General features: G+C 48.7%; 21 protein-coding genes and 2 pseudogenes. 8 read left to right on the top strand and 15 right to left on the bottom strand.

What is annotated here, in order from left to right:
- Window positions 1–3 precede the first annotated feature (3 nt).
- On the top strand, window positions 4–822 hold the full coding sequence (locus KDD30_RS18100) for a hypothetical protein (protein WP_211651399.1): 819 nt from the start codon (window positions 4–6) through the stop codon (window positions 820–822).
- A 1-nt stretch (window position 823) separates the two neighbouring features.
- Here the strand turns inward: KDD30_RS18100 and KDD30_RS18095 are convergent, their stop codons facing one another.
- The 3 genes and pseudogenes from KDD30_RS18095 to nrdD form a co-directional block, all read right to left on the bottom strand.
- Window positions 824–1,087: a DUF2960 domain-containing protein gene (locus KDD30_RS18095; RefSeq protein WP_211651398.1), complete on the bottom strand. Its 264-nt coding sequence runs from the start codon at window positions 1,085–1,087 to the stop codon at window positions 824–826.
- Window positions 1,088–1,291: 204 nt separating this feature from the next.
- Window positions 1,292–1,792: an anaerobic ribonucleoside-triphosphate reductase-activating protein gene (gene nrdG / locus KDD30_RS18090; RefSeq protein ID WP_211651397.1), complete on the bottom strand. Its 501-nt coding sequence runs from the start codon at window positions 1,790–1,792 to the stop codon at window positions 1,292–1,294.
- Between the two features lie 33 nt (window positions 1,793–1,825).
- Window positions 1,826–3,646 (bottom strand): annotated as a pseudogene (gene nrdD / locus KDD30_RS18085) (anaerobic ribonucleoside-triphosphate reductase); the annotation flags it as partial.
- 222 nt (window positions 3,647–3,868) lie between these two features.
- Between nrdD and KDD30_RS18080 the strand changes: the two are divergent.
- Together KDD30_RS18080 and KDD30_RS24770 are read left to right on the top strand one after the other, a co-directional pair.
- Window positions 3,869–4,852, top strand: coding sequence for an endonuclease/exonuclease/phosphatase family protein (locus KDD30_RS18080; RefSeq protein ID WP_211651395.1), 984 nt, complete (start codon window positions 3,869–3,871; stop codon window positions 4,850–4,852).
- Window positions 4,853–5,021: 169 nt separating this feature from the next.
- Entirely contained in the window at window positions 5,022–5,150 is a 129-nt protein-coding gene (locus tag KDD30_RS24770; protein ID WP_256449244.1) for a hypothetical protein, read from the top strand.
- Window positions 5,151–5,238: 88 nt separating this feature from the next.
- Here the strand turns inward: KDD30_RS24770 and KDD30_RS18075 are convergent, their stop codons facing one another.
- The 6 genes and pseudogenes from KDD30_RS18075 to KDD30_RS18050 all read right to left on the bottom strand — a co-directional run bounded on the left by KDD30_RS18075 (window position 5,239) and on the right by KDD30_RS18050 (window position 10,008).
- On the bottom strand, window positions 5,239–6,585 hold the full coding sequence (locus tag KDD30_RS18075) for a sigma-54 dependent transcriptional regulator (protein ID WP_211651394.1): 1,347 nt from the start codon (window positions 6,583–6,585) through the stop codon (window positions 5,239–5,241).
- A 273-nt stretch (window positions 6,586–6,858) separates the two neighbouring features.
- Window positions 6,859–7,386 (bottom strand): hypothetical protein, encoded by a 528-nt coding sequence (locus KDD30_RS18070; protein ID WP_211651393.1) that lies wholly within the window; start codon window positions 7,384–7,386, stop codon window positions 6,859–6,861.
- A 14-nt stretch (window positions 7,387–7,400) separates the two neighbouring features.
- A pseudogene (locus KDD30_RS18065) lies at window positions 7,401–8,080 on the bottom strand (C39 family peptidase).
- 142 nt (window positions 8,081–8,222) lie between these two features.
- A complete protein-coding gene (locus KDD30_RS18060; protein ID WP_211651392.1) occupies window positions 8,223–8,771 on the bottom strand; it encodes a hypothetical protein in 549 nt (182 codons plus the stop codon).
- Between the two features lie 181 nt (window positions 8,772–8,952).
- Window positions 8,953–9,285: a carbon storage regulator gene (locus KDD30_RS18055; protein ID WP_211651391.1), complete on the bottom strand. Its 333-nt coding sequence runs from the start codon at window positions 9,283–9,285 to the stop codon at window positions 8,953–8,955.
- Window positions 9,286–9,333: 48 nt separating this feature from the next.
- Window positions 9,334–10,008 carry a hypothetical protein gene (locus tag KDD30_RS18050; protein ID WP_211651390.1) on the bottom strand — a complete coding sequence of 225 codons (675 nt, stop codon included), beginning with the start codon at window positions 10,006–10,008 and terminating at the stop codon, window positions 9,334–9,336.
- Between the two features lie 363 nt (window positions 10,009–10,371).
- On the opposite strand from KDD30_RS18050, the gene KDD30_RS18045 reads away from it, so the two are divergent.
- From KDD30_RS18045 to KDD30_RS18035, 3 genes are all read left to right on the top strand, one after another.
- On the top strand, window positions 10,372–11,400 hold the full coding sequence (locus KDD30_RS18045; protein WP_211651389.1) for a transporter: 1,029 nt from the start codon (window positions 10,372–10,374) through the stop codon (window positions 11,398–11,400).
- A gap of 127 nt (window positions 11,401–11,527) precedes the next feature.
- Window positions 11,528–11,929 carry a DUF2750 domain-containing protein gene (locus KDD30_RS18040; RefSeq protein ID WP_211651388.1) on the top strand — a complete coding sequence of 134 codons (402 nt, stop codon included), beginning with the start codon at window positions 11,528–11,530 and terminating at the stop codon, window positions 11,927–11,929.
- Between the two features lie 80 nt (window positions 11,930–12,009).
- The gene (locus KDD30_RS18035; protein WP_211651387.1) at window positions 12,010–12,378 is read left to right on the top strand and encodes a HopJ type III effector protein; all 369 of its coding nucleotides are present in this window, start codon (window positions 12,010–12,012) and stop codon (window positions 12,376–12,378) included.
- A gap of 76 nt (window positions 12,379–12,454) precedes the next feature.
- Here the strand turns inward: KDD30_RS18035 and KDD30_RS18030 are convergent, their stop codons facing one another.
- Window positions 12,455–12,898, bottom strand: coding sequence for an isoprenylcysteine carboxylmethyltransferase family protein (locus tag KDD30_RS18030; protein ID WP_211651386.1), 444 nt, complete (start codon window positions 12,896–12,898; stop codon window positions 12,455–12,457).
- A 229-nt stretch (window positions 12,899–13,127) separates the two neighbouring features.
- On the opposite strand from KDD30_RS18030, the gene KDD30_RS18025 reads away from it, so the two are divergent.
- Complete coding sequence (locus KDD30_RS18025; RefSeq protein WP_211651385.1) at window positions 13,128–13,550, top strand: DUF3010 family protein; 423 nt, start codon at window positions 13,128–13,130, stop codon at window positions 13,548–13,550.
- Window positions 13,551–13,601: 51 nt separating this feature from the next.
- Here KDD30_RS18025 and KDD30_RS18020 read toward each other — a convergent pair whose 3' ends face one another.
- From KDD30_RS18020 to mrcB, 5 genes are all read right to left on the bottom strand, one after another.
- The gene (locus KDD30_RS18020) at window positions 13,602–13,835 is read right to left on the bottom strand and encodes a DUF3820 family protein (RefSeq protein WP_211651384.1); all 234 of its coding nucleotides are present in this window, start codon (window positions 13,833–13,835) and stop codon (window positions 13,602–13,604) included.
- Between the two features lie 34 nt (window positions 13,836–13,869).
- A complete protein-coding gene (locus KDD30_RS18015) occupies window positions 13,870–14,487 on the bottom strand; it encodes a fumarylacetoacetate hydrolase family protein (protein ID WP_211651383.1) in 618 nt (205 codons plus the stop codon).
- Between the two features lie 75 nt (window positions 14,488–14,562).
- Entirely contained in the window at window positions 14,563–15,147 is a 585-nt protein-coding gene (locus KDD30_RS18010) for a YceI family protein (RefSeq protein WP_211651382.1), read from the bottom strand.
- 118 nt (window positions 15,148–15,265) lie between these two features.
- Window positions 15,266–15,793 (bottom strand): NUDIX hydrolase, encoded by a 528-nt coding sequence (locus tag KDD30_RS18005; RefSeq protein ID WP_211651381.1) that lies wholly within the window; start codon window positions 15,791–15,793, stop codon window positions 15,266–15,268.
- A gap of 74 nt (window positions 15,794–15,867) precedes the next feature.
- Entirely contained in the window at window positions 15,868–18,201 is a 2,334-nt protein-coding gene (mrcB, locus tag KDD30_RS18000; protein WP_249199405.1) for a penicillin-binding protein 1B, read from the bottom strand.
- 244 nt (window positions 18,202–18,445) lie between these two features.
- Between mrcB and KDD30_RS17995 the strand changes: the two genes are divergently transcribed.
- Window positions 18,446–18,907 carry an exoribonuclease R gene (locus tag KDD30_RS17995; RefSeq protein WP_211651379.1) on the top strand — a complete coding sequence of 154 codons (462 nt, stop codon included), beginning with the start codon at window positions 18,446–18,448 and terminating at the stop codon, window positions 18,905–18,907.
- Window positions 18,908–18,936: the final 29 nt, after the last annotated feature.

The following is an 18,936-nucleotide window of genomic DNA, read 5'->3' as shown; positions in this document are numbered from 1 at the left end:
TCCATGAAGCTGAAGTCGTCCCGGGCATTATCACAGTATCGTTCTGACCGTATCCGAACGCTCTTACTGATTGCTTCGGCCTGCATACTGGTGTTGCTGATTTTACTGCAGTCTCCGGTGATCCTGCCTCCGGATGTTGACACAGACACATCTTCCCGCCAGATATCCGATGTTCATCCTTTGCACGTGATTGTCTCCAGTCTGCCTTTGGCGATTGTCGGTTTCATGGGGATCCGAATGCTCAGTCTGATCCCCAAAAAGCAAGCCGATCGGGTTGTCGAGCCTGAAATTGCGACAGCCTATTTCCTCTTCTTTCAAGCGTTGCTGGCAACCAGCCTTGGTGCTGTATATTACGATTTGCTGCCAACACCGTTTGGGCTGATGCTGGACAGAATTCCCGGTGCAATCGCGCTCGTCTCGCTGTACTGCATCGTTCTGAGCGAATATGTCCGGCCCGCGCTGGGCACAAAACTGCTGTTTCCGCTCAATATCTATGCGGTGTTCTCTGTGGTGTATTGGTACTGGATGACGACAGCCGCTTCGGGCACGGCCGATTTGAGCGCCTACATGCTGGTACAGTTGCTGCCCATTCTGCATTTGCCCTTAATTTTGCTTCTTTATCAGGGACGCTGGCCGGACAGACCGTACTATCTGGCAGCATTCATGTGCTACGGAGTGGCCATTGGAGCGGAATCTCTGGATGCGGAGGTTTGGGGCATGACACAGGGTATTATCAGCGGCCATTGTGTAAAACACGTGCTGGCCGCATGTGCCGGAGGGTGGGTTTATCTGATGTTACGTCAGCGACTACGCCGGACGTGACTTATTTTTCCCCGATTCCCCGGTGCTCTTTCGGTGCCAGAGCAATCTTGCCAAAGCCCAGTTTACGGAAGTGACTGTCACGAAAATCCCGGACAGCTTTTTCACCACTGGAGACAGCTTCAACCTGTTGCTCCATCTTCAGATATTCTCTGAGATCAATGCCTTCCGCTGCGGCAACAGCTTCATGAATTGAACGGTACTGACTGTAAGAAAAGCTGATGCTTTTCTCCTGCATTTTATAGGTGTAATTCACGGTACGTGCCATGGTGAAACCTGATGTCTCTGTATGAATCCAAGGGCGAAGTGTAACGGATAATCCCGCCTAAGCCTAGTCGGGACGCGCCTGGACCGCTGTGCTTTATCCACTGCGCTCTGATTCATTCACTTGATTTTCCCACAGTTATACACAGAAACGGTGGATAACTTCATGAGTTATCAATAAAAGCCATGCAGAAAGAGTGGGTTAACTCTAGTTGTCCACGGCTTCCATCCAGACCCCCTGAGAACCGGCTTTACGAAGCACGCGCTGATTCCTGCTGCCACGCCAGGGCAGTGAAGGATCAGATAAATGCTGAACAAACGGGCCGTCGATCAGCACATCAATCAACGCTGTGACCTCCTGCTGAGCACGGGTCAGGGTTTCCATCACGTAACCGGTCCACACCCAGATGTCTTTACCGGGACAGTCACGCCGGACCCGCTGTATCAGGTGTTTCACTGCCGACAGATTGGCCGGATGCAGCGGATCCCCGCCGGACAGAGACAAGCCTCTGCGGCGAATACGCTGATCCTGCAAATCCGCAATAATACGGTCTTCCATATCACGGCTGAAAGGCCTACCACTGTGCAGCGGCCAGGTCGACTGGTTGTAACAACCGCGGCACTGATGCTCACAGCCTGATACAAACAAGGTACAGCGGGTTCCCGGTCCGTTGACAACGTCACAAGGGTAATACTGGTGATAATGCATCCTAACCTCTGAACAACATGATGCGCGCCACCATTACAGGTGTTTCACGCGGCGTTTCACTTCTTCCTGTTTCCCCGCATTAAACGGTCTGGCATCCGGGCTGCCCAGATAGCCGCAAACCCGGCGAATGACGGAGACCCGCGACGGCTCATGATTCCCACACGCAGGACAGACAAAACCTTTGCTGGTGCAGTTAAATTCCCCCTGAAAACCGCAGTCATAGCACTCATCAATCGGCGTATTAGTGCCGTAGTAAGGCACACGGTCGTAGCTGTAATCCCACACATCTTCCAGCGCTTCCAGGTTGTGCTGCATATTCGGATATTCGCCATAGCAGATAAAACCACCATTGGAGATGGCCGGATACGCCATTTCAAAATCAATTTTGTCGTACGGGTTAGCCTGCTTCTCGACATCCAGATGGAAACTGTTGGTGTAGTATCCTTTGTCATTCACACCGGGGATGTCACCAAATGCTTGACGATCCAGCGTGCAAAACCGGCTGCACAGGTTTTCACTCGGTGTCGCATATAAACTGAAGCCATACCCGGTTTCGTCCTTCCAGCGGTCCACGGCAGCTCGCAAATGGCGTACAATCGCCTGTGCTTTGCGTTGCAAAGCGTCAGAGTCAAACACATGTGTCGATTGCCCATACAAAGCTGTCAACGTTTCATGCAAGCCAATATATCCCAGTGAAATAGAGGCGCGTCCATTTTTGAAGATCTCCGCAATGTCATCGTTCGCTTTCAGCCGGACCCCGCAAGCGCCTTCCATATAAAGGATCGGAGCCACGCTGGCTTTCACGCCATCCAGAGATTGAATACGATACATCAAAGCCTGACGAGCAAGCAGCAGTCGCCGATCCAGCACACGAAAGAACACCGCTTCATCCCCTTTCGCTTCAATGGCAATCCGGGGCAAATTCAGGCTGACCACCCCGAGATTGCACCGGCCTTCATGAATCGCAGTGCCATTTTCTTCATACCGTCCCAGAAAACTCCGGCAGCCCATCGGGGTTTTGAATGAGCCGGTAATCGCTTCAACCTGCTCGACATTCAGAATATCCGGATACATGCGCTTGGCAGCACATTGCAACGCAAGTTGCTTGATATCGTAATTGCCATCTTCGGGCTTGTGGTTGATCCCGTCCTTCACGGCAAAAACCAGCTTTGGAAACACCGCGGTTTTTCGGTTCTTCCCTAAACCAGCCAGCCGGTTTTTCAGAATCGATTGCTGAATCAGCCGGGATTCCCAGGATGTTCCCAGCCCAAATCCTAAGGTGACAAAAGGCGTCTGCCCGTTTGCGGTATGCAGCGTATTCACTTCATATTCCAGCGACTGAAACGCATCAAAACATTCCTTTTCCGTGCGCTGGCGGGCAAAGGCTCTGACATCAGAAATTTCCCATTCCCGAGCAACCGTCAGGTGCTTCTGGTAACTGCGGGTAACATAAGGTGCCAGCACTTCATCAATCCGGTTCACCGTGGTACCACCATAAATATAGCTGGCGACCTGTGCGATGATCTGCGCGGTGACCGCCGTCGCTGTGGAGATGGAGCGCGGGGTATCAATATCCGCATTCCCCATTTTGAATCCCTGCGTCAGCATGCCTTCCAGATCAATCAGCATGCAATTAAACATCGGGAAAAATGGCGCGTAGTCCAGATCATGAAAATGAATTTCGCCGGATTCATGCGCAGCCGCGACATGCGAAGGCAGCAGAAACTGCCGGGCATAATGCTTTGACACAATGCCCGCCAGCAGATCGCGTTGCGTCGGAATGACCCGGCTGTCTTTATTGGCATTTTCATTGAGCAAATCCGCTGCGGTCTGCGCCATCAGTCCGCGAATATCGTCCAGCATGCCATCCAGCAGCTGCCCGCTGTTCCTTTTCTCCGTCACCACACCCACCCCAAAATCACTAGATATGCAAAATGTTATTATCAAGAACACAAGATATTGTGTATTTAGCGACAAGTGCCGCAAGCTTACTTTGATCTGCATCAGGGATGCCTGCATGTCGGTTACACTTCAGACGAAATGACTTTTTTGCTTTGGAATGCAGGTGTTTTGGATATGCAAGGATGGCGATTACAAACAGGGGGGATGGCGGCGCTGCTGACTGCCGCTTTAGGATTATTCAGTCTGTCGCCGCTGGCGGCACAATCACCGCCCTCTGGCATCCCAGCCCAGTCTTTTCTCACCATCATGACGTGGAACATGGCCTGGTTTGGCACAGCAAACCAGCCCAGAACCACGATGGATAAAGCTTATATCGCCAAGCTTCTGACAGAAGTCTCACCGGATGTGCTCGCCTTTCAGGAAGTTGATCGTGCCGAAGCTCTCCTTGAGGTTCTGCCCGAGAGTCAATACCGGATTTATCTGTCCGACCGGCATCACAGAAAACAGGAGACTTTCCGGGATGGTAATCAGTACACCGGGTTTGCCGTCAAAACTCATCTGCGAGTTGAAGACCCGAACGATCTGGCCGAACTGAATGTTCGCAGAGCCCCCAAACCGGCTCAACAGCCAAAGCGTGGACGGCTGAGATATGGAGCTTACATCGTGGTTTACCCCGAAACCGGAAAGCCGCTGCACCTGCTGAACATTCACCTGAAATCCGGCTGTTACAGCGCCCGCATCAAGTCTCAATCGGCATCCTGCCGGGTTTTGGCTTATCAGGGTGATGTACTCCGGACATGGATTGATCAACGCGTCAGCCAGCAAGAATCTTTTCTGATCGGCGGCGACTTCAATCACCGGATGGCCGACCCCGACAGCCGGTTCTCTCACACGCTCACTGGATCTTCTGTCCGTTTGCTGACAAAGACGCTTCAGGGTTCATGTTATGTTCGGCTCAATCGTCCGGGCAAAAAAGCCAGCTACCGACATTACACCCGTCTGATTGACCACTTCCTGGCATCGGCAGATCTCGCAGCAGGTGTCACACCAGAACACCTGCACCAGCTGAAATTTTCGCAGGAAGCCGTACGGCGTTTGACTTTGTCTGATCATTGTCCGATTGTCCTGAGGTTACCGTTGCATACAACTGAGACCTAGACACCAATGTTCAGAGATATCCCTGAGAATTTGTGGACAAAGATCAATGGCAGAGCCGTCAACACAAAAAAGGGGATCCACATCGATGCGCTGTCATGATAGTGTCATTGAATCGATTTAGGGTTTGAGCAACACAACAGTGAACCCTTTTCAGCAGTAAGGAACACAAATGGATTACAGCAACCTGGCCACACTGGTTGTGCCAACCATGGACGAACTCATGGTTGACCAGCCAGAATGTGTCTTCACCAATACCGAATCAGATGAGCACAACGAAGTCATTCTGTTGTCTCTGTAAAAACATTCCCGACAGGTCGAAAACCTGATTCGACAAAAAACACCCCGCCATGCGGGGTGTTTCAGTTTTGTCTGGCTGTGTGATCACACTACTCTCGCATAAAGTTTGAATTGTAGTGGCGGACATCCGGCACAATATTGTGTTTATTGAGCAGTCGGTACATCGTCGCTCTGGACACCCCAAGATCTTTCGCTGCAGAAGCAACCTGTCCCCGGTGGGTTTCCAGTACGGCAACCAGCACGTCTTTCTCGGCTTCATCTTTAATATTGCGCAAGCTTTGCTTCAAGTTCGCTTTACTTGGCAAATCAAAGTGTTCGGCCCGGACTTCATTTCCCTCAGCAAGCAATGCCGCCCGCTTGACCTGATTGATCAATTCACGAACATTCCCCGGCCAGCTGTAACGCAATAACAGCTGTTTCGAGTCTTCCGAGAAGTTTGACGCCATGGTGCTGTACTCCTTAGCAAACTTCTGCAGAAACGTTTCTGCCAGCAGAAAAATATCCGAGCCCCGTTCACGCAATGTCGGCACTTTAATGTGAAAAACGTTCAGACGGTAATACAGCTCTTTACTGAAATCACCTTTTGCCACCAGCGCATCCAGATCCGCACTGGTTGCAGCAATAATCCGAACATCACAAGCCGAGTCGCCATCCAGAGAATCACTACTTGGCGCCTGTATAAAGGACAGCAGTAACTCCTGAAACTCTCGGGTCAGCTCTTCCACGTTATCCAGCATAATGGTGCCGTTGAATCCGCCTTCTTCGTCATCAGAGGCTGAGACATGTTTCAGGAAATTCAACTTCTCATCATCTTTGCTGAGAGCCCCACAGTTAATGGTGACAAATGGCGCATGTTTGCGTTTCGACAGGTTATGAATTGATTTGGCAATCAGCTCTTTCCCCGTGCCATTCTCCCCGGTCAAGAAGACGTTCACTTCCGTTAACGCCACACGACGCACCATATCCCGCAGTTGTTTAATTGATTTTGATTCTCCGTACAGTCCCATTTCATGCTGTGTGGTAATTTCATGCCAGGATGAGGATTCAATATCCAGCATCCCCAACTGATGTCCCACAGTATCTAATAAATGACTGCCTGGTACGGGCACCGTAAAATAATCAACGCAAAAGTTATTAATAAACTGGCAAATTGCGTCAGTTTTTAATTGCTCTTTTTTGATCAAAGCAATCCATCTTACTTGTTTGGTTTTATTTGCCCTCAAAGAGATGCTGTTTAAGCTAAAATCATTATTGCTTAAATCAACGATGCAGATGCAGGGGCTGAACTCTTCCAGGATTGAATCAACCGTTCTTAAGTCATAACAGCACTGGGTTTTCCAACCTGACTGTTCCAGAAGCGCTATCCAAGGCTCGTAGTTACATCCGATTGCCACCAGCCGTCCGTTTAGAGCTTTATTTTGACATTGAGCTACCATCAGAAGTCACCTTCAATTCAATGCACGTTTATTATTAATGTTCATTGAAAAATATAGGCAAGAAAGCGCAGGGCCGCGTGGTATCAGAAGTAAGAATTGTCTTGAGAAAAGCGGTGAGACAGCAGAATAAACTAAGATTCAGCCAGTTATGCAAAGCGTTGCCATCAGATTTTTTTAAGCTCACATACCATTTGGGACGAAATTGCATACAAAAAAGGTACAGACGAATGCTGTACCTTATGCCTTTTATTGCAATGTTCTACAACAAATGAACTAATAGCCTGTATGCAATATTGCATTCTCAAGTCGGCTTTTCAGGACACTGTTCTGAATATAGCCATTCAGATCAGCATTAATATCTACACTGCGCTCGATACGGATACTGCTGCCGTCCAGACTGTTTTGAACGACCTGCATAATGCTGTTTGGCAACAGATTCGGACGTTCAAAGGTGTTGTTATCACCGACTTGCCGCAAAGTAATCATATCTCCGCTTGCGTAAGCCGAACCTGCGGTTGTACTGAGCACACCGTTACTGATGGTGAAATTCGCAATATGAGAGCGCAGAATTTCTTCGCCGTTAAGCGCGGTGATGATGCTCAGACCAATGCTGATCAAGGATCCCTCCGCCGAGAAACCGCCACGAATCGCGGACATTTCCGACTTTGTCATCGTGATCAGGCTGCTGTCATCTAACAACACACCATAATGCGGGGTGGTGTATGCATCCGCGTAAGTACTTGCTATAAAAGCAGCGCCTCCGAGCGTCACGGCGACTGCATATTGTGATAGCTTATTCATACTAGCCTCTGCCTTTAATAGTCGTTTGAACCTGGCAATGTAATACTAAACGTTGACAATGAATCCCTTGTCACAGCATCAGACACTGGGGATGGTGTATAAACACTGTAGTTTTCCTGAGTAATAAAGCTCTCGCGCCCTTCTTTCACCATGTTTTTCACCAACAGCACAGAGCCACGATAATAGGGTTTAAATTCACTGATCTTCATGACCATGGTGCCCGGGACGGGTCACCTAAAATAACCTGATCACTGTTCATCCCTTTAATGACGACAAAATGCATATAGCCGTCGAAATTCACAATTGTAATTGCGGGCACACCTAAAGTTTGAAATTTATCGAGGGGTAACCGGTAACCATTGGCATCCAATCCGACAGACTGCATATATTCTTTCATGTCAAACATTGAAAAACCGCTTTTTTCAATTTTGGTTTTATCACCATTTTCAAACATATACTTGAAGACAGTGTTTTCTGATGTCTCGATACCATAGTGATATTTCATCAGGGAGGCGACGGCTGCTGAACCACAGCTAAAGTCATACTGCTGACGCATCACATCGCCAAACATCTGCTCCTGATAACTCTTCACTTTCACATTATATGCGCCTCGGCTGGGGAAATAATCCAGTGCGCTGACTGATGCACTCAGCATGATTCCGGTCAAGGCCAGGGTTACCAATTTCAATCTCATGATGACACCCTTTTCAATCTTACTGACAGGGTAATTCGTTCGCATTCTGTTAAGGAATTTATTATTCCTATCTGTCTGACTTTCAACTCAAAAACCTGATAGATAACAATAATGAGGGCCGTCTTACGACGGCCCGTATCGGTTAGTAACTCGCTGAAGCAGACAAAGTTGCATTGGTGCTGGTTGACTGCTGAACCATAGAGTTGTTACCGGCGTTTTGTGCCGCGACGTTGATACCAGAAGCATCGCCGAAGGAATTCGCCATGGTATTAAAGTGTTCAACTTCTACGTCACCAGACTTACCTTTACAGCAGGCACCGCCATAAGTAACTTCGTTTCGGATCACTTCGCCATCCAGTTCAGATTTAGCCAAAACCTTATTCAGCTCAACATTCAACTTAAAGGTTTTGTCGTACTTATAGTCAATGGATTTTTTCATTTTCCATGAGTTATCACTATTATCTTTCAGACGAATCGATTTATCATTTCCGATATCTTTCATGTACAAACTATCGTTGTCTTGGTTGAAAGAATAATCGATCTCTTTGGACTTTTTCACATCCACGGTCAGTGTTTTATTAATCGTGTCATTGAAACTACCATCAATCGTGTCAGCATCTGGCACACCATTCGCCAAAGCAAGTGGTGATGCAACCATTGCTGCAAGTAACAATACGTTATATTTACGCATGATATTACTCCAATTATGTTCCCCATAGTGCATGGACCTTTTTAGAATAAGCCCATGCTGGGTAAAAAATATTATCGATGTTGAAGCAATGTTGTTAGCCCTGCGAAACCAAATATCAATTACTAGTAATTTAACATTTAGTTTTCCGGTTATCATGATCCGGTTTAGATACACTAACAGGTTACTTCAATGTCAGGTTAACCACGGTCGCATTTTGAATTAACACATTATTACCGGTGTTTTGAACGACGTTGAAGACACCAGATGAACCATTGAAGGCACCGCCATCAATCACGTTATCACCTGTGGTATTTCCATACGCGCCATTCCCTACGACATCACCGTACATGTCCGAATCTGCTTGCATGTAGTCAATGTTGAGCTCGTACTGCCCACCTCGAGTCTCATACATTGAACTATCACTCAACGTATCGGAACTTGTCAGAATATCCAACTCATCAGCAGCGGCACCCCAAGACAGCAATACAGCCACGGTCAGTGTTAAATATTTCATACGTCCTCCTGAGTGCTGCCAGTTATGATAGCAACCTCAGCTCATGTGTTATTGACCCAGAAGTACCGCGTTGGTGCTGGCACTTTGTTGGATCAGCGAGTTGTTACCTGCGTTCTGACCAGCAAGGTTAATACCAGATGCACCTGCAAAAGCACCCGTCATGTCGTTCACATGAGTGACCGTCAGTGAGCCAGCGTCACCATAGCTACCACCGTTGTTGTTGCCATAACCGCGTGAATAGCCTTTATCGTGACCATAACCGCCGTGATCATCACAACATGCACCACCATAAGTGACATCGTTCCCGATCACTTCGCCTTTCAGGTCAGATTTTGCCATATAGTGGTTTTTTTCGATGTTGATTTTCCAGGTTTCGCTGTGTTCTGTGTTGCTCTTGTAGTAGAACTTCTTGCTGTTATCACTGTTGTCCGTCCATTTGAAGGATTTATCATTATTGATGTCCTTCATTTTCAGCTTGTCATTGTCCTGATTAAAGCTGTCGGTAATCGTTTTATCTTTGGAATAATACAAGGATGCATCTTTGGTGACATCATCATTGAATGAGTCAACAATTGAAGGACCTTGGTCATCATAGCCACCGTTGTAGTCACCACCATAGCCATCACCATAAGAGGGTGACTCAGGTTGTTGTGGGTAGTCAGCCAGTGCAAGAGGAGAGGCTACCAGCACTGCCACTAACATTGCGAGATTAGATTTACGCATGATAAGACTCCAAATATATTGAGTTTTTTATTTTTACACTCCCACGTCGCCGCGAGAGATAACTTAATACTAGTTTTTGCCACTTTTTGATTTGTATTATTTTTAATAAAAACCCACCCATAAAATACAAAAAATGCTGACATTAAAATGATGATTTCAATTTTAAATTCTAAGAAAAGAGCATCATTTCTCACAATTAATAATATGCCCACCAATAATACACAATGAATTAACTATCATATTTGAGACAAAATTAACTTATCACTTTCACTTTTTACACAAGATTTGACTATTCTTATGACAAGCCAGTGCAACTGACTATTATTTTTTTGGGGTTACCTTTGCAAACAAAGTGAGGATATCGTGAAAAATTACAAGATACACAGCCTGTTAGCGCTGATAGCGATTTTTTCAACCACGGTTGCGGCAGAGGAATCTACAACAACCCAACAAAAATCTCGCCAGGTTCAGACCGTCACGGATATTCTGGAAAAACCTGGGGTACTGACACCCAAGGGATCTTTTGTTCTGGATTCGTCGTTAACTTACACTCAAAACTCATCCAACACAGTCTCTGTCGTCGGTTACACCGTACTGCCATCACTGATTGTCGGCCTGATCCGTGCCAGTGATATCGACAGAACCACACTCACCTTCGGCCTGACTGGCCGTTACGGGATTACCAACCGGCTGGAGGTAGAGGCACGCATCCCCTGGGTTTACCGGAACGACTCTATCTCAGAGCGGGACATTAATGGCCCATCCAACAGCCCGACCACCAAAACACTCGAAGGCAATGATATTGGTGACATTGAAGCCGCCTTTAAGTATCAGTTCAACCTACTGGAAGCCCCTTACTGGATTGGTAGCTTGCGCTTTAAGAGTACCACAGGAACATCTCCTTATGATGTGCCTCTGGATGACACCAATGACTTCAAAGAGTTACCTACCGGGTCCGGTTTTCCGAGTATTGAACCTGGTGTCACGATGATCATGCCACTGGATCCGGCTGTCCTCTTCCTCAATGCCAGCTATATCTGGAATATAAAAGATGACGTCAGCGTGCAAATTCCGGCCACCGATGAAACGCCCAGCACCCAAATCAACACCATCGATCTTGGGGACACCATTTCGCTGGGCGCTGGGATGGGCTTCGCCGTGAATCCCAAGTTTTCCTTCAGTATTGGCCTGAACCATAAAACGATCCTGAAATCCAAAGTCAATGGTGGCTATCCGGCAGATGCCAAGTTGCTCCAGCTCGATACAATCTCGTTTGGCGCCAACTATGCAATCAACCGGGAAACCACACTCAATGTAGGCGCTGCCGCCGGTCTGACCGCCGATGCGCCGGATTTCCAGCTCACGATTCGCATCCCTTACACCCTGAAATAAAACCTGTGCCCAAAGATGCCGGCCCTGCCGGCATCGGCACTTCCTTCCCCGCCTGCTTTCCACTATGCTTAGTGCTGCGAAACAAAGCGATACGCTTTCTAACCCCATCCGAGTACAGGATCCAACTATGTCCATCTCCCCTTTATCCCAAGAACAAATTGAAACCATCCTGCAGTACGATGCAGAAAAAAGGTTTCAGTACCTGCTGAAAGAAGTCACCACTCAGGGACAGATCTGGATTCTGACTGATGAGCATGGCTGCGTGATGCTCAACAGCGAAGACGAAGACTGTGTACCAGTCTGGCCAAATCAGGAGTTTGCGCAAGCCTGGGCAACCGGTGACTGGGAAGACTGCAAGCCTGAGTCCATTTCAGTCAATAAATGGCGCAGCCGCTGGACACCCGGTCTTGAGGATGATGAGCTGGCCATTGTTGTTTTCCCGAACCTGGATCAGGAAGGTTTAATCCTGTATCCGGACGAATTCGACGATGCACTCAAGCAACAGGCACAGAAAGCAGGCCGTCGCTGATTCAGCCAGCCGGGAACACATTTGAGAAAAACGGGCTTGCCCGTTTTTCTTTCTCTTTGCAATTGAAGAAGGAAAACAGCATGGATACGCTGATCAAAACCATCAAAGAAACCCCTGAAACGGTTGTCTTTGATCAGGTATTACGCGAAATTGACGCGCATTACGATTACCAGCCAACGGCTTTCAGTAACGGCCTGAACAATGAAACACTGGCCAATGAAGCCGGCAGCAACGAAGGTTCCTGTCGCATTTTTGCTTTTGCGCAACTGCACCAGCTCACCGAACAGGAAACACTGGCGTGTTTTGGACATCATTATTTTGAGGCGGTGCTGAACAATCCAGAAGGCACAGACCACATGAATATCCGGAATTTCATGAAATTCGGTTGGCGGGGTATCCGCTTTGCTGGTCAGCCTTTAACCCGAAAAGCATCCGTAGAACAGCTTTAAGATCCGACAGGACAAACAACCAGGGAGCATTGCAGCTCCTTTTTTCATTCCAATGAGAACACTACGCGAACTGGGGCTAACACCATCGGCGCACATGCTGACAATACTCTATATATTGCTGACCAAACGCATGTGTTAAGACACGTTCTTCCGCAGCAATTTGTACCGAGTTCATATAGAAAACAAAGACGGGGATCATGATCAGGCTACTCAAAGCCGATAAGTTCAGAAAAATTGCCACCAGCAACAGCAGCAAACCGAGGTAAATGGGATTCCTGGAGTAGCGATAAACCCCGGAAGTGACAAGTCTGGACGCTTTTTTCGGATTGATTGCGGTTTTGGCGCGGGCAAATGCCATGATTCCAGCAAGCGCAAATCCGACAGCCATCAGGCTGAACACCCATTCCAGCAGGACTTTCCCCGGAAAATCAAATCGCCAGAGGGGAACATAACGTGCCAGAACATACATCGCAGCTAAAGTGAGCAAAAATACCAATGGCGGAGTCACTCTGAATCTCATGTTGAATCCCTCAATCACAGTCAACCACTTGATCATTCAAAGTATAAGCCGAAATTTGTGCATCAGAACCGAATGTATTCATAAATTGTTACATCCACCCCGTTCGCCGCCTGACCTGAGCAATGTCGACGCAAACGCACGGTTCAGCCACGCAATCGAGCGAATTTCACTAACAGTCTGACCTGAGTTGCCCTACAATAGCCGCCAAAGTCACTGCTCTGGAAAAACCATGAAAATTTTTGCTGTTGAACTGAAAGGGAATGAAGCCCATCTATGTCTGTTGTCTCTGGAACAAGGGATGTTCTCTATCCCTGACTGCCGTACTCAAAAACTGATGCTGCAAAGCAGTACAGATTTCGAATCGATGCGTCACTTCCAGAAAACATTCAGCAAACTGGCTGAAGACTATCAGGTGACTCAGGTTGTTATCAAAAGCCGTGAGACACGCGGAAAGCACGCGGGCAGCGCAGAAAGCTTTAAAATGGAAGCCGCGATTCAATTGATCGAAGGGCTGGAAGTCAGCTTCATGAGCAATGCTGACGTGAAAGAGAAACTGAAGCGTAATCCGCTGTCTGTTGATTTTCGCAGTACCGGACTGCGTCAGTTCCAGGAAAATGCCTTTGTCACGGGCTATGCATTTTTGAGCAAATAAACATCGAACGGGAGCCTCACAGGCTCCCGTTGTGTATTCATCAGGGTAAGGTTAATGATCCGGTGCTTCTGAGTACCCCTTCAAGGGCCGAATCACGGACTCCAGTCCTTCAATCTGCATTTCCAGAGCCATGGCCATTAAACGGCCCAATTCACCTTCCGGGAAGCCTTGCTTGGCAAACCACAATAAATAAGGCTCTGGCAAATCAATCAATACGCGCCCGCTGTATTTGCCAAATGGCATTTTCATATTGGCCAGTTTGACCAGATCCCGCTTATCAAACATCGATATCGATCCATTTCATACGCGATTTGAGCCGTTAATCCGCAGCACGCCAGGTTGATTTCACCAGCGTTTCACCTGCACAAATCAGTGCGCCCTGAAAGACCTGCCCGCTTTGAATCACCCCAACCCCTTGCGGCGTGCCAGTCATCACTAAGTCGCCATCTTCCAGAGGAATGATCTGCTGGACTTCTTCAAGAATTACATCCGGCGGATAGAGCATCAGCGTCGTATCCCCTTGCTGTGCCAGTTCATCGTCAATTTTTAAAGTCAGCCCTAAGGGGGCTGCTGTTTCCGGTAAAGTCACGAAGTCACTGAACAATGCGGCCCCTTCAAACACTTTACACCGCTCCCACGGCAGGCCTTTGCTTTTCAGTCGGGTTTGTAAGTCACGCTTGGTGAGGTCCAAACCAATAGCCGCAGCATTGAAACGACCATGCTGATAGTGATAGACAATTTCAGCTTCATAATGCAAGGCTTCGCCATGATGCGTTGCTGCCAGCTGTGTCCCAATGGCCGTATTGGGTTTCAGAAAAATCACCATATCTTCCGGCATTTCGTTCCCCAGCTCTTCAATATGAGCCACGTAATTCCGTCCGACACACACAATTTTTCCTGGCTTCACCTGATTTCCATTGACTGTGACGCTCTTCATGACCGCTCCTGCTTACTTCAGAAAACAGACATGAGCATAAAGAGCATCACCGCTTGGGTCAATGGATTCAGCCAGTTAAGACTCATCAGGTACAAAGGCGAGGTTCACGAACACGGGCACACTCGGCAAGATACCATTCAGGTTAGCGACCTCTTGAAGCGCCTTCAGGCCAGATTCCATCCCGAATGCTTTCGCGTCGATAATCACCGGGCTTTTGGAACTGATCATCAGGGTGTCATCCACCAGACGCGTGATCATCAGATCCGCATTCACTGGGTTAATCGCGCCATGAAGATTCAGCTTCAGTGACACTTGCTGGCTCAGTGTTTCACCTGTTTTCAGATCGCCCAGGCCAGAGACATCAACTTCTCCTTCCAGCATGGCTTTCGGATAATCGGCAACCCGAAACAGCATGGTTTTCATCCGCTCGTCACGAATCGGAATTTGAGTATCGACACTGCTCAGATCCAGCATCAGTTGCACCTTGCCCTCATCCGTCAGGGAACCTTCCAGCTGTTTAATCGCGTGCTGTTCAATCACAGCGTTATTCTTGACCGATAAAAATTTCAGCTCTGACTGGTTATTATCCAATTTCCAGGCTGCAAACGAGCACAGCGGAAACACAGCGAGCAGGGTAACGAACAAGTGACGGGTACGCATTGAGAAATCCTCTCCAACATTTTCAGGATGATTAATATTAGTCTTTTTCACGAGTTATCGTTGTATTCATCCGAAAGATTTCGTGTCACTTCACGTCAGAGAGTCATCGTTTCCATGATTAAGCACTGATAGTCATCAGCTCATCACGAATCGTTTTCAGCAAGAACAGCTCGCGCTCAACGGATAAACCTTTCTTCTCGCTCTTCGCCAGCGTTTCTTCATTATGCGCAATGGCCTGATGGATGTTGATCCAGACGGGCTTCATGCCATTCCGGACTTCATATGCCTCCAGGCGCGTTTCGCCAAGCACCCGGTCAATGGTGCAGGTGAAACAGAAAGATTCCATATGCATGATGTCGAAATCAGGTTTGTACCAGGGCCGGAATTCTTCATAAATGCCAAACGGCTGAATATCATGAATATTTCTTGCGCCAGTTTCTTCTTCCAGCTCCCGGATCAAACCCGACTCAATGGATTCATGTTCATCCACACCACCGCCCGGTAATGAATAATCGTGGTAACGTGCGGTGTAGAGCATCAGAATATCTTCGCCATCCAGAATAATGGCGCGGGTCGCTTTCCGGTAAAACATCGATCCCTGTTGATCGGCGACATCTGGATGCACCACTGTTTTTAAGAGCCGCATTCGGTTCAACCTCTGATAAAAAAACGGGTCGGCATTGTAACCGACCCGTTGATGATTGCCACGCTTGTCGCGTGTTACCAGTTAAAGATAGAGCGAATAATCGTTGAAACTTTATTCTCGCAATTCATGCTCTGGCGACCATTTTTATCCCAGACCGGTAATTCAACCTGCCCGATACACGCCTGCGTTAAGCCACCCTGCTGATTCATCTGATAAGCAACATCGGTCATTCCTTTTGGCTCTTTCAGGGTCAGCGGCTCGGGATCGCGTTTCTGGATGTACTCGCTGTAGAGTCTCAGCGGACCCGACGATCCGGTCAGTTTCACGTTTTTATTATCATCCCGTCCCATCCAGACCGTCACCACTTCACGTCCGTCTACACCGACATACCAACTGTCACGGCCTTCATCTGACGTGCCGGTTTTCCCCGCCAGTTTCAGTGACGGCAGGATGGAGTCCAGATAACGGGCTGTCCCTTCAGTCACCACTTTCTGCATTGCATACATCGTTAGCCATGCAGATTGCTTTGAAACCACCTGCTGGGTGGAAGGCAAGTGCTGGTAGATCATTTTTCCGTCCCTGTCCGTCACCGCACTCAGTGCCGTCAGCGGGCTGCGGCGGCCTTCGTTCGCAATCGTCTGGTACATTTGCGTCACTTCATAAGGCGACAAGGTAAATGCCCCCAGCAAAATCGCTGGCACATGCGGGATCTGAGCCGGATCAACCCCCAGTTCTTCCATCGTACTGATGACATTGTCCAGACCAACGGCCATTCCCAGATTCACCGTCGGAATGTTGTAGGAGCGGGCCAGCGCCTGAACCAGAGGCACTTCACCACGATACTGACGATCATAATTGCGAGGTGACCAGGTTTTTCCTTTCTCATCAGTTAACGTCAGCGGCTTGTCGTCCAGATTACTGCCCAGACTAAATCGCTCCGGGCGCGCCAGTGCAGACAGGTAAACGGCAGGTTTCACGACAGAACCAATCTGACGACGGGCATCCAGGGCTCGGTTAAATCCGTCGAATTCAGGGCGGCTGCCGCCAACCATGGCACGGACTTCACCCGTTTGGCGGTCGGCGACCACAACTGCGGTTTCAAGCTGTTTCCCATGTTGCTTTTTCATGGCAGCCATTTTTGAGCGGACGACATTTTCAGCATTGGCTTGAGAAATCGGATCCAGCGTGGTGTAAACCCGCAGCCCCATCCCCGGCTGATAACCCTGACTCACTTTCTCATTCAGTTCTTGTTTCAACAAGCTGAAGAACGCTGGCTGACGACCCGCCACATGTCCCTTCGGCTGCAAATCCAGACCTTGCTTGATGGCTTCCTGATACGTGGCTTCGTCGATCTTTTTCTCATCATGCATCAGGCTCAGGACCAGATCGCGTCGCTCTTTGGCACGTTCCGGATAACGCCACGGATTATAATAAGACGGCCCTTTCACCATACCGACCAGCAGCGCCTGCTGATCGACACGCAGTTCAGACAACGGAAGCCCAAAGTAAAAACGGGATCCCAGCGCAAAACCATGCACCGCATCAGATCCGCTTTGCGCCAGATAAACCTGATTCAGATAAGCATCCAGCACTTCGTCTTTGTTGTAACGATAATCAATGATCATCGCCATATAGGCTTCTTTAAACTTGCGCCAGAAACTGCGTTCACTGGAAAGAAAAAGGTTTTTCGCCAGCTGCTGGGTCAGCGTACTGCCGCCCTGAACCGTTCGGCCCGCTTTCATATTTGCCAGAAAAGCACGGCCAATCGCCACGACAGAGACACCGTCATGGGTGTAGTAATCCCGATCTTCTGTCACCAGCAGCGCATCGATCAGTGTCGCTGGCATCTCTGCTTTTGGCTGATAAAGACGCAGCTCATCAGAATCCGTTTCCAGCATACCCAGCATTTGCGGCTCAACAGAAAAGATCCCGTACTCGCGGTTGGTATTCACATCGACCACACGCCGCACTGTGTTGTAGTCAAACGACACGCTGACATGGCGTGCTGGCTGCGGTCCGGTCCGGGACTGAAACGGGCGTCGAATGAATTCCACTTTCAGGCGGCTGGTGCTGTACTCACCCACACGGGTCGGCTTGCTGACTTTTCTGTAGTTCAGGGCCTCCAGCTCTTTGACCAGTTCTTCATACCGAACCTGAGCGCCGGGCTCAAGCACCAGCTCCCGTGCATAAACCACAGAAGGCAGCTGCCATAACTGGCCGGAAAATTTTTCTTCGATCTGTTGATTCAAGGTCAGACCTAACATCGCTGTCATGCCCAGAATCACCATCAAAGCCAGCACCACCAGCATTTTCCACTTGCTGCGACGAGGCGGTTTCTCACCACCTGGCGGCTGGTTTTTCAGGTAACGCTCTGAAGTATGGTCAGATTGTTGTACGGACTCAGTCATTCTCATCTTCTTTGCTTGCTGCCGGATGTATGCACACCCAGCATAGTCTAAAGTCAATTACGGCCTGCAAGATAGCTAAATTCTGCTCATTTCTTGTCAAACCTGTGTCAACTCATTGACGGTCTGAAGCACTCAAAAGCGGTGCCAACCGCGGTTCATGGCTGGAATCGGTAGTATTTCACAGTCCCTTCAAGCACAATACGCCCCTTTATCATTTGCAGGCCAACCGGGAGTTGAAGAAGCAATGCAACGGGATTACACACTGAGCTGTCTGCTCACCATGCCACGTCATGAACTGGAAGAATTCAGCCAGCGTATTCTGACCCGCATGGTGCCTGAAGGCGTGATGGAAGAGCTGTTCACGTTTGAACCGGAAGAAACCGAAACGGAAGACAGATTACGTTCGGCACAGTTTGATGCCATGCTGCGAATGTCTGCGATTGCTTTGGGAGAGGTTTCGTCTGCTTTTGCGGATTCCGATCAAGCCACTCAGAATACTGAACGGATGAGTCGTTTGCTGCTGTGGCATTTTTATGCTGTGGCATTCCAGCTTGAAGCCGCAGTGACACTGGAACAGCATTGTGCAGCCGTCGAAAAGATTCTGGTGACCCCACCGAAAGATGCCTTCGGCTGGATTAAAACGCTGACCGAGCTGCTGCACCACTATGCCAGTCTGAATGACAACGGTGACACACAAGCGCACTGATCTACAGAGACATAAACGCCAGCAATGCT

It is taken from the genome of Photobacterium sp. GJ3 (genome assembly GCF_018199995.1).
GTDB lineage: Bacteria > Pseudomonadota > Gammaproteobacteria > Enterobacterales > Vibrionaceae > Photobacterium.
This window is presented reverse-complemented; position numbering and strand designations above follow the sequence as displayed.

What these genes read in the sequence shown, in the direction of transcription:
- KDD30_RS18055 (WP_211651391.1), bottom strand. Translation starts at nt 9,285, where the DNA reads ATGAAATATTTAACACTGACCGTGGCTGTATTGCTGTCTTGGGGTGCC.
- KDD30_RS18040 (WP_211651388.1), top strand. Translation starts at nt 11,528, where the DNA reads ATGTCCATCTCCCCTTTATCCCAAGAACAAATTGAAACCATCCTGCAG.
- KDD30_RS18030 (WP_211651386.1), bottom strand. Translation starts at nt 12,898, where the DNA reads ATGAGATTCAGAGTGACTCCGCCATTGGTATTTTTGCTCACTTTAGCT.
- KDD30_RS18080 (WP_211651395.1), top strand. Translation starts at nt 3,869, where the DNA reads ATGCAAGGATGGCGATTACAAACAGGGGGGATGGCGGCGCTGCTGACT.
- mrcB (WP_249199405.1), bottom strand. Translation starts at nt 18,201, where the DNA reads ATGACTGAGTCCGTACAACAATCTGACCATACTTCAGAGCGTTACCTG.
- KDD30_RS18015 (WP_211651383.1), bottom strand. Translation starts at nt 14,487, where the DNA reads ATGAAGAGCGTCACAGTCAATGGAAATCAGGTGAAGCCAGGAAAAATT.
- KDD30_RS18025 (WP_211651385.1), top strand. Translation starts at nt 13,128, where the DNA reads ATGAAAATTTTTGCTGTTGAACTGAAAGGGAATGAAGCCCATCTATGT.
- KDD30_RS18100 (WP_211651399.1), top strand. Translation starts at nt 4, where the DNA reads ATGAAGCTGAAGTCGTCCCGGGCATTATCACAGTATCGTTCTGACCGT.
- KDD30_RS17995 (WP_211651379.1), top strand. Translation starts at nt 18,446, where the DNA reads ATGCAACGGGATTACACACTGAGCTGTCTGCTCACCATGCCACGTCAT.
- KDD30_RS18050 (WP_211651390.1), bottom strand. Translation starts at nt 10,008, where the DNA reads ATGCGTAAATCTAATCTCGCAATGTTAGTGGCAGTGCTGGTAGCCTCT.
- KDD30_RS18005 (WP_211651381.1), bottom strand. Translation starts at nt 15,793, where the DNA reads ATGCGGCTCTTAAAAACAGTGGTGCATCCAGATGTCGCCGATCAACAG.
- KDD30_RS18010 (WP_211651382.1), bottom strand. Translation starts at nt 15,147, where the DNA reads ATGCGTACCCGTCACTTGTTCGTTACCCTGCTCGCTGTGTTTCCGCTG.
- KDD30_RS18075 (WP_211651394.1), bottom strand. Translation starts at nt 6,585, where the DNA reads ATGGTAGCTCAATGTCAAAATAAAGCTCTAAACGGACGGCTGGTGGCA.
- KDD30_RS18070 (WP_211651393.1), bottom strand. Translation starts at nt 7,386, where the DNA reads ATGAATAAGCTATCACAATATGCAGTCGCCGTGACGCTCGGAGGCGCT.
- KDD30_RS18060 (WP_211651392.1), bottom strand. Translation starts at nt 8,771, where the DNA reads ATGCGTAAATATAACGTATTGTTACTTGCAGCAATGGTTGCATCACCA.
- KDD30_RS18020 (WP_211651384.1), bottom strand. Translation starts at nt 13,835, where the DNA reads ATGTTTGATAAGCGGGATCTGGTCAAACTGGCCAATATGAAAATGCCA.
- KDD30_RS18095 (WP_211651398.1), bottom strand. Translation starts at nt 1,087, where the DNA reads ATGGCACGTACCGTGAATTACACCTATAAAATGCAGGAGAAAAGCATC.
- KDD30_RS18035 (WP_211651387.1), top strand. Translation starts at nt 12,010, where the DNA reads ATGGATACGCTGATCAAAACCATCAAAGAAACCCCTGAAACGGTTGTC.
- nrdG (WP_211651397.1), bottom strand. Translation starts at nt 1,792, where the DNA reads ATGCATTATCACCAGTATTACCCTTGTGACGTTGTCAACGGACCGGGA.
- KDD30_RS24770 (WP_256449244.1), top strand. Translation starts at nt 5,022, where the DNA reads ATGGATTACAGCAACCTGGCCACACTGGTTGTGCCAACCATGGACGAA.